Origin of the sequence: Sphingomonas sp. (genome assembly GCF_051962185.1) — a bacterium.
GTDB lineage: Bacteria > Pseudomonadota > Alphaproteobacteria > Sphingomonadales > Sphingomonadaceae > Sphingomonas.
This window is the reverse complement of the sequence record NZ_JBQCCN010000279.1, coordinates 1-8,462: the sequence shown is the minus strand read 5'-3', so window position 1 is coordinate 8,462 and position 8,462 is coordinate 1. Positions and strand designations below refer to the sequence as shown.

Sequence of the window (8,462 nt, the reverse complement as noted above, 5' to 3'; positions counted from 1 at the left end):
CTCCGGGGTGACGACCTCGACCTTCATGATCGGCTCGAGCAGCTTGATGCCGGCCTTCTGGGCCGCTTCGCGCATCGCGCCACGGGCGCAGATTTCGAACGCCAGCGCCGACGAGTCGACGTCGTGATAGGCGCCGTCGGTTAGGTGGACTTCGAAGTCGATGATCGGGAAGCCGATCAGCGATCCCGTTTCCGCCGTCTCACGGAAGCCCTTTTCCACCGACGGGATATATTCGCGCGGGATGTTGCCGCCCTTGATCTCGTCGAAGAACTGGTAGCCCGAGCCACGCTCACCGGGGATGACCGTGACCTTGACGCGGCCGAACTGACCCGAACCACCCGACTGCTTCTTGTGGGTGTAGTCGATGTCGACCTTCTTGCCGAGATACTCGCGATACGCCACCTGCGGCGCGCCGACATTGGCCTCGACCTTGAACTCGCGCTTCATGCGGTCGACCAGGATCTCGAGGTGGAGTTCGCCCATCCCCTTGATGATGGTCTGGCCCGATTCGTGATCGGTCGAAACGCGGAACGAGGGGTCCTCGGCGGCCAGGCGGTTGAGCGCGATGCCCATCTTTTCCTGGTCGGCCTTGGTCTTCGGTTCCACCGACAGCTCGATCACGGGGTCCGGGAACTCCATGCGCTCGAGGATGATCGGCGCGGCCGGATCGCACAAAGTGTCGCCGGTCGTCGTTTCCTTGAGGCCCGCGATGGCGACGATGTCGCCGGCGCGCGCTTCCTCGATGTCCTCACGCGAGTTCGCGTGCATGAGGAGCATACGGCCGATCTTTTCCTTCTTGTCCTTCACCGAGTTCAGGTAGCTGCCCTTGGACAGCGTACCCGAATAGATGCGGGCAAAGGTGAGCGAGCCGACGAACGGGTCGTTCATGATCTTGAACGCGAGCAGCGACAGCGGCGCATCGTCGCTCGCCGGACGCGAATCGGGGGTCTCGCCGTCGAGCTTCACGCCCTGCACGTCGGGAATGTCGAGCGGGCTCGGCAGATAGTCGACGACCGCGTCGAGCAACGGCTGCACGCCCTTGTTCTTGAACGCCGAGCCGCAGACGATCGGCACGAACGCCATGGCGAGCGTACCCTTGCGGATCAGCCGCTTCAGCGTCGCGACGTCGGGCTCGTTGCCCTCGAGATACTGCTCCATGACATCGTCGTCCTGCTCGACGACCATCTCGATCAGATCGTTGCGGTACTTGGCGGCCTTTTCGACCATGTCCGCGGGGATGTCCTGATATTCGAACTTCGCGCCCAGGCTCTCTTCGAGCCAGATGATCGCGCGGTTGTTGACCAGGTCGACCAAGCCCTTGAAGCCGCCCTCGATGCCGATCGGGAGATACAGCACCGCCGGACGCGCGCCGAGGCGCTCGATGATCGAGTCGACGCAATAATAGAAGTCGGCGCCAGTGCGATCGAGCTTATTGACGAAGCACATCCGCGGCACGCCGTACTTGTCGGCCTGGCGCCACACCGTCTCAGACTGCGGCTCGACGCCGGCAACGCCGTCGAAGCACGCGACCGCGCCGTCGAGCACGCGCAGCGAACGCTCGACTTCGATGGTGAAGTCGACGTGGCCCGGGGTGTCGATGATGTTGATCAGATGCTCGGGGCCCTGGCCGTCCTCGGCCTTCCACTTGCAGGTGGTGGCCGCCGACGTGATCGTGATCCCGCGCTCCTGCTCCTGCTCCATCCAGTCCATCGTCGCGGTGCCTTCGTGCACTTCGCCGATCTTGTAGGACTTGCCGGTGTAGTAGAGGATGCGCTCGGTCGTCGTCGTCTTGCCGGCGTCGATGTGCGCCATGATGCCAATGTTACGATAGCGGTCGAGCGAATGGCTGCGGGCCATGGTCGTAGCTTCCTTAAGGATGTGGGGAGCCGGCCGATCCGGCTTCCCGCTATGTAGGTAATGTAATTACCAATGCCAGATCACCGGTCCCACCGAAGCGGAACCGGCCGATCCAGTCGTGCTTACCAGCGATAGTGGCTGAAGGCGCGGTTCGCTTCGGCCATGCGGTGCGTGTCTTCGCGCTTCTTGACCGCGTTGCCGCGGTTGTTCGACGCGTCGAGCAGCTCGCCCGACAGACGAGCCGACATGGTGTTTTCCGAACGCGAGCGCGCGGCCGAGATCAGCCAGCGGATCGCGAGCGCCTGGGCGCGCTCCGGACGCACCTCGACGGGAACCTGGTAGGTCGCACCACCGACGCGGCGGCTGCGGACCTCGATGCCCGGCTTGATGTTGTTCAGCGCTTCGTGGAACACCGCGAGCGGGTCCTTCTTGGCGCGGGTTTCGACGGTGTCGAGCGCCGAATAGACGATGCCTTCGGCGACGGACTTCTTACCGTCCAGCATCACCGAATTCATGAACTTCGACAGAACCTCATCCCCGAACTTGGGATCAGGCAGGATTTCCCGCTTCTCGGGACGACGACGACGAGCCATTGCTCCATTCCTTCCTTAGTACCGAGACAGCTTACTTCGGACGCTTCGCGCCGTACTTCGAACGGCTCTGCTTGCGATCCTTGACGCCCTGCGTGTCGAGCACGCCGCGCAGCACGTGATAGCGCACACCGGGAAGGTCGCGCACACGGCCGCCACGGATCAGGACCACCGAGTGCTCCTGAAGGTTGTGGCCTTCACCGGGGATGTAGCTGATGACTTCGCGCTGGTTGGTCAGGCGGACCTTGGCAACCTTGCGCAACGCCGAGTTCGGCTTCTTCGGAGTCGTCGTGTAAACACGCGTGCAGACGCCGCGCTTCTGCGGGTTCTGCTCCATCGCAGGGACCTTCGACTTGGCCTTCTGCGGGTCACGGCCCTTGCGGACCAACTGGTTAATCGTCGGCATGAAGCCCTTCACCTTTATGTTACCAGAGTTTCTGGCGGTTACTTTGCCGGGAGCCATTGTCAGCGAATGCGAAAAAGGACCGAGGGCGCGCCTTTCGGCGTCCCGGGTCCACGTCTTCCGGCAACGTTCAGCTCTTGCCCGAACGGCACGAATGCCAAGCGAGCGGGCGCGCCTATAGACGGGGAGTCGGAAACGGTCAACGGGGTGCCGACCGTACGGACGCCATCCTGTCGCGGGCGCGGAAGAGTCCAGACGACTATTGCCCGGTAGAGAAAAGCGCCGCCCTTTCCCTTCCAATGGCGTGCCGATATCAACCGATCACACGCTAGGGGCGATTTCTCTTGTCAGGCAACCCGATCACTTTGGTAATCCGCGCGGCATTCATCTGCTGGGCTCTCTTCGTCGGCTATCGCTTCTTCCTTCAATTCCGCAGCGGACAGGTACCGATCGCCAATTTCGGAACGCCGAATATCGTTCGTCGACAGGAGCAGCCGTTCAAGTTCTGGGCGATCGCTCTCTTCTGCTATGCGATCCTGGCCGCGATGGTGGTGCTCTCCATCTTTTTGCCCGCCAGCTGAGCGCCTCTTTTACGCAGCGCTAACCCCACCCGGCTAGCACGTCGCGATGCCCGATTCCCCCGCCTCCGTCCTTGCGGTCCTGTTCGCGATCGGTGCTGCTGCGTGGTGGATGAGCTTGGCCGCTGCGATCGACCATCGACATCGCTCGATGCTCGGGTGGTCCGGACTGGCGCTGGCGACAAATCCCCAGGCGGCCGCCTGCGCGCCGTTGATAATCGCATTGCTGATCGGCCGGCGCGTTTCGCCGCGGCTTTGGCTCGCCGCTCCCCTCACCTTCTTCCCGGCGATCGCCGCCATCCGGTTCGCGGGCTGGCCGCTCCCCGATCTCTCAAGCGTCTATGTCGGCCAGGCCGATTGGTCGCCGATGCTCGCGAACGACGCGCCCAATGCCTGGTCGATCGTCCAGGCATTGCCATGGATAGGCGACCTGCCGCTTACCGGACTCGCGCTGGCGTCGGCGGTAGGCGCCGCCGCCTGGCTCACCGCTCGGTTCGCCTGGCGCAGTCCCGAAGGGAGCGACGTCATCACGGCGGCATTGTTGTTCGCCTTGGTCCTGCCGGGATTGCTGCCCGGCTCGGACGCACGCTCTTTCGTCATGGCCGACGTCCTGGCGCTAGGGCTGGCGGCCATGCGCGGCGACCGTCGATCCTGGACGATCTGTGCGCTGGTCGAGAGCGGATCGATGCTGGCGTTGGTCGGCGACCTGTCCGGGATTCGGGCTTGGGCAATGCTCGGCGCGGTACCGATGATCGTCGCGACGGCGCTGATCGCGCGCCGGTTCCTCATCTCGCCCGCCAACGACAACGGCCTGCCGCTCAACCCGTTCCGGGCCTATCCCGCGTGACGCGCGACTTGATAGGTAGGCGTTCGCGAGATTCGGGATTCGCAAAGGGGTTCTCCATGTTCAACAAGCGTGACGACGCGCCTGCGTCGACCTACCAGCCCGCGGCCGCGACGACGCGCCGCTCCAACGGCAGCTCGGGCAACGGCTTTTCGGTGATCGGCGCCGACGTCGTCGTCACCGGCAACATCCGGGCGTCGGCGGACCTGCATATCGAAGGGCGCGTCGACGGCGATCTCGATTGCGGCAATCTCGTGGTCGGCGCCGACGCGACGATCCAGGGCCAGGTTCGCGCCGACAGCGCGCGCATCGCGGGCAAGATCGACGGCGCGGTCTCGATCCGCCAGCTGACCGTCGAGTCGGGCGCGCGGATCACTGGCGACGTCGAATATGAGACGATTTCGCTCGAGACCGGCGCGCATGTCGATGGCCGGCTCAAGCATTTCTCGGCCCAAGCAGCCGCGACGGCGCCCGTCACGCCGGTGCTGGGCGCCCCGCGCGAATTCAAGATGATCGATGCGCCGAGCGAGGAAGTAGCCGCCTGACCGGCGGCCGCCCCTTTATATCGTCATGTTGGACATCGCCGCGTCGTAAGCGGATTGCGCGCCGGCGAGGTCGACCGCGAAGCCGATCCACATCGCCATCAGGACAATGACCGAGACCCAGAAAGCGGGCGCGCGGATCGAGACCTTGCCGAGCACGACATGCGCGACGCTATGGATGACGCGCAGCAGGACGTAGATCCAGGCGAGCACGACCTGGACGCGATCAGCCTGGTGCGTGATCAGCAGCAGCGGCACGAGCGCGTAGAACAGCACCGGCGCCTCGAACAGGTTGCGCAGGTTGTTGGCCGGCATCTCGACCGGCTGGAAATAGCGCATCGCCGCTTCCCCCGAGGCAAAATCCTCGGGCCGAGGCGGGTGCTTTTTCATATGGCCCGCGCGCGCGACGGCGACCCACACCATCACGGCGAACGTCAGCGTGGCGAGCGCGATCGTCGGCCATAGAATCGCAAACGACTGCATCCCCTTCCCTCCTTATGCTAGGAGCAGGCTGCCCCAACGCACGGAGGAATGGAATGGCCGACTGGACGCTGCCGATGGACGGAGGATGCCGCTGCGGCAAGGTGCGCTTCCGGATCAGCGCGCCGCCGATGTTCACCGCAGTGTGTCATTGCACTGGCTGCCAGAAGATGACGGCAGGCGCCTATTCGACCACGGTCGCGATCCCGCGTGCGGGCTTCGCGCTGACGGAGGGCGAGACGGTCATCGGCGGGCTCCACGGCGAGCGGTTGCACCACCAGCATTGCGATCATTGCAAGAGCTGGGTCTACACCGACTTCGAACCCGACATGGGGTTCGTCAACGTCCGCGCGACGATGCTCGACGATCCGAGCTGGGTCACGCCCTTCATCCAGAATTACACGAGCGAGGCACTGCCCTGGGCGCTGGTCGATTCCCCGCATTCCTATGAGAAGTTTCCGTCCATGGAGGAATATCAGCCGCTGCTCGCCGAATTCGCGCAGCGGCACGGCGGCTAGCTGGCGAGCATCGCGGTATAGGAGCTCGGCGCGGGTGGCAGGATCGCGCGGGCGAGGATACCGGCTGTAATGACGAGCGCGAGCAAGCCGCCGCCGGCGAGCAGAAGGCGCCGCGACGGTCGCGCTTCCGACCATAACAGGACAGCGCCGACCGCCGCCGCGATCATCGGCCAGAGGTGGTAGCGAAGATCGGCGGCGATGCTGATCGCGGCGAAGCTCGCCTCCAGTGAGATCGCAGAGACGAGCAAGGCGAGCGCGAGGTCGCGTGCGGATGCCGGCGGCCGCCGCAATGCCTCGATCAAGCCGGGCAGCGCGACGACCAGCCACACGATCGGCCAGCCGAGGGGCGTATCGGCGAGCGGTCGCGTCGCATCGATAAACCATGACGCCGCCCGTCCCGGATCGCCGAGGCCGAAGCGGTTGGGTTGCGATTCCGCCGGAGGCCAGGAGTCGATTAGCCCGCGCCCGACCAGCCAGCGCTCCGTTCGGTCGAGATGCGCGAGCCGGTGCCCGGCATAGGCGATCGGATGCCGGAACGCCGCGCCGGCAAGCATCGCGTACATCTCGCCGACCGGCCGTGATCCAAGGTCGTCCACCGCGTCGGCGCAGGCGCCGCCGCCCAACGGATCCCAGAAATAGGGTTTCACGCAATGCTCGCGCCGCAGCACCTCGATCTCCGCCGGCGCGATGCCGGTCGCGTCGGAATCTCCGGTTCGCACGGCGATCGCGGCGAGGTCGAACAGCGGCTCGGTCGTCTGCACGCCGCTGGGTGTCGCACCCAGCAGATCGGCGTTGATCAGCGGAGTCAGCGCAAGCACCGCGAGCAACCCGGCGACGACCAACCCCAGCCGGACAAACCAGCGCCCCCTGGGCAACACCATCACGATCAAGGGAATTGTCGCGAACAGGGCATTGGCGCGCACCAGGCTGGCATAGGCAAGCAGCAACCCCGCCAGCACCCAGCCGATCCAGGGCACGCGCACGCCGCGCAACCGCCACCAGCCGATCACGCCGGTCGCGGCCAGCATCGCCGCGACCATCTGCACGTCCTTGAGCACGCTCCATTGCCAGACCGCGAACCAGGGCAGCGCGCCGATCGCGAGCACCGGGAACGCCGCGCGTCGCGCCCCCTTTTTTGCCAGCGCCGCGGCCAGCAATCCGAGCCCCAGCCAAAACAGCAGGATCTGCAGCGCCATCATCGGCCCAGCGCCGCCGCCCATCAGGTGAAACAGCGACCACAGCCGCGCCATGATCGGCGGGTGCCAATCGTCATAGCGGCCGGACAGGATCTGTCCGAACTGCTCGACGCTGTCATATTGAGCGATGCCAGGCCAGCCCGCCGCGATCATCAACGCGGCAAGCAGCAACGCCGCCCACAATGGCCAGAGTCGTCCCAGCTTCCCCATTGGCGCGGAGATCAGCACATCGCGGGCGGCGACGCGAGCCTCGTCCTGCACGCCGCGACCGCGTCCGGTCGCGGCGTCGCCCGATCAGATGTGCAACGCCCTTCCGTAAGCGCCGAGCACGCTCTCGTGCATCATCTCGCTCAAGGTCGGGTGCGGGAACACCGTCTCCATCAGCTCGGCCTCGGTCAGTTCACCGGTCTTGCCGATCGTATAGCCCTGGATCAGCTCGGTGACCTCGGCGCCGATCATGTGCGCGCCGAGCAGTTCGCCGGTCTTGGCGTCGAACACCGTCTTCACGAAGCCTTCGGGCTCGCCGAGCGCGATCGCCTTGCCATTGCCGATGAAGGGGAAGTTGCCGACCTTGACCTCATAGCCCGCTTCCTTCGCCTTGGCCTCGGTCAGCCCGACGCTGGCGATCTGCGGGTGGCAATAAGTGCAGCCCGGGATGTTCTTCGGGTCCATCGCATGCGGGTGCTTGCCGGCGATCGCCTCGACCGCGATCACGCCTTCGTGGCTCGCCTTGTGCGCCAGCCAGGGCGGCTGCGTCACGTCGCCGATCGCGTAGAGGCCCTCGACGTTCGTCTTGCACATACCGTCGGTGACGATGTGGCCGCGATCGGTCTTCACGCCGAGTTCTTCCAGGCCGATATTCTCGGTGTTAGGGAGGATGCCGATGGCGACGATGACATGGCTGTAGTCCGCGGTCGTGACCTTGCCGTCCTTGTCCTTGATCGACGCCTTCACGCCATTCGCGCCGACCTCGAGCTTGTCGACGCCGGCCTTGGTCATGATCGTCATGCCCTGCTTCTTGAGCGCCTTTTCGAGGAAGGCGGAGACATCGGCATCCTCGACCGGGACGAGCCGGTCGAGCATCTCGACCACCGTCACGTCGGCGCCCATGTCCTTGTAGAAGCTCGCGAACTCGATGCCGATCGCGCCCGAACCGATGACCAGCAGCTTCGACGGCATCTCGCTCGGCGTCATCGCGTGGCGATAGGTCCAGACGCGCTTGCCGTCGGCCTTGGCGAACGGGAGGTCGCGGGCACGCGCGCCCGTCGCGACGATGATGTTCTTGGCCGAAAGCTCGGTCTTCTTGCCGTCCTCGGCAGTGACGGTCAGCCCGCCTTTACCGGTCAGCTTGCCGACGCCCATGTGGACGGTGATCTTGTTCTTCTTCATCAGGTGCGTGACGCCCTGATTGAGCTGCTTGGCGACGCCGCGCGAGCGCTTGACCACCGCTTCCA

Annotated in this window: 10 protein-coding genes; 4 read left to right on the top strand and 6 right to left on the bottom strand. The window is 65.1% G+C overall.

What is annotated here, in order from left to right; all coding sequences use genetic code 11:
* The 3 genes from fusA to rpsL form a co-directional block, all read right to left on the bottom strand.
* The coding region (gene fusA / locus ACTHJR_RS17635; RefSeq protein WP_440524632.1) for an elongation factor G at window positions 1-1,857 on the bottom strand (1,857 nt) is incomplete at its 3' end.
* Window positions 1,858-1,979: 122 nt separating this feature from the next.
* A complete protein-coding gene (gene rpsG / locus ACTHJR_RS17630; protein WP_440524631.1) occupies window positions 1,980-2,450 on the bottom strand; it encodes a 30S ribosomal protein S7 in 471 nt (156 codons plus the stop codon).
* Between the two features lie 31 nt (window positions 2,451-2,481).
* Complete coding sequence (gene rpsL, locus ACTHJR_RS17625; protein WP_022691828.1) at window positions 2,482-2,853, bottom strand: 30S ribosomal protein S12; 372 nt, start codon at window positions 2,851-2,853, stop codon at window positions 2,482-2,484.
* A 341-nt stretch (window positions 2,854-3,194) separates the two neighbouring features.
* Here rpsL and ACTHJR_RS17620 point away from each other — a divergent pair, with 341 nt between their 5' ends.
* The 3 genes from ACTHJR_RS17620 (at window position 3,195) to ACTHJR_RS17610 (ending at window position 4,817) form a co-directional block, all read left to right on the top strand.
* On the top strand, window positions 3,195-3,431 hold the full coding sequence (locus ACTHJR_RS17620; RefSeq protein ID WP_440524629.1) for a hypothetical protein: 237 nt from the start codon (window positions 3,195-3,197) through the stop codon (window positions 3,429-3,431).
* 109 nt (window positions 3,432-3,540) lie between these two features.
* The gene (locus ACTHJR_RS17615) at window positions 3,541-4,275 is read left to right on the top strand and encodes a hypothetical protein (RefSeq protein WP_440524627.1); all 735 of its coding nucleotides are present in this window, start codon (window positions 3,541-3,543) and stop codon (window positions 4,273-4,275) included.
* 56 nt (window positions 4,276-4,331) lie between these two features.
* Window positions 4,332-4,817, top strand: a complete 486-nt coding sequence (locus ACTHJR_RS17610) for a bactofilin family protein (RefSeq protein ID WP_440524626.1) — start codon at window positions 4,332-4,334, stop codon at window positions 4,815-4,817.
* 15 nt (window positions 4,818-4,832) lie between these two features.
* Here ACTHJR_RS17610 and ACTHJR_RS17605 read toward each other — a convergent pair whose 3' ends face one another.
* A complete protein-coding gene (locus tag ACTHJR_RS17605; protein ID WP_440524625.1) occupies window positions 4,833-5,297 on the bottom strand; it encodes an MAPEG family protein in 465 nt (154 codons plus the stop codon).
* A gap of 53 nt (window positions 5,298-5,350) precedes the next feature.
* Here ACTHJR_RS17605 and ACTHJR_RS17600 point away from each other — a divergent pair, with 53 nt between their 5' ends.
* Entirely contained in the window at window positions 5,351-5,812 is a 462-nt protein-coding gene (locus ACTHJR_RS17600; RefSeq protein ID WP_440524624.1) for a GFA family protein, read from the top strand.
* Here ACTHJR_RS17600 and ACTHJR_RS17595 read toward each other — a convergent pair.
* Window positions 5,809-7,218 carry a hypothetical protein gene (locus ACTHJR_RS17595; protein ID WP_440524622.1) on the bottom strand — a complete coding sequence of 470 codons (1,410 nt, stop codon included), beginning with the start codon at window positions 7,216-7,218 and terminating at the stop codon, window positions 5,809-5,811. The genes ACTHJR_RS17600 and ACTHJR_RS17595 overlap by 4 nt on opposite strands.
* 84 nt (window positions 7,219-7,302) lie before the next feature.
* The coding region (lpdA, locus tag ACTHJR_RS17590) for a dihydrolipoyl dehydrogenase (protein ID WP_440524621.1) at window positions 7,303-8,462 on the bottom strand (1,160 nt) is incomplete at its 5' end.

What these genes read in the sequence shown, in the direction of transcription:
- rpsG (WP_440524631.1), bottom strand. Translation starts at nt 2,450, where the DNA reads ATGGCTCGTCGTCGTCGTCCCGAGAAGCGGGAAATCCTGCCTGATCCC.
- rpsL (WP_022691828.1), bottom strand. Translation starts at nt 2,853, where the DNA reads ATGCCGACGATTAACCAGTTGGTCCGCAAGGGCCGTGACCCGCAGAAG.
- ACTHJR_RS17615 (WP_440524627.1), top strand. Translation starts at nt 3,541, where the DNA reads ATGAGCTTGGCCGCTGCGATCGACCATCGACATCGCTCGATGCTCGGG.
- ACTHJR_RS17610 (WP_440524626.1), top strand. Translation starts at nt 4,332, where the DNA reads ATGTTCAACAAGCGTGACGACGCGCCTGCGTCGACCTACCAGCCCGCG.
- ACTHJR_RS17605 (WP_440524625.1), bottom strand. Translation starts at nt 5,297, where the DNA reads ATGCAGTCGTTTGCGATTCTATGGCCGACGATCGCGCTCGCCACGCTG.
- ACTHJR_RS17600 (WP_440524624.1), top strand. Translation starts at nt 5,351, where the DNA reads ATGGCCGACTGGACGCTGCCGATGGACGGAGGATGCCGCTGCGGCAAG.
- ACTHJR_RS17595 (WP_440524622.1), bottom strand. Translation starts at nt 7,218, where the DNA reads ATGGGGAAGCTGGGACGACTCTGGCCATTGTGGGCGGCGTTGCTGCTT.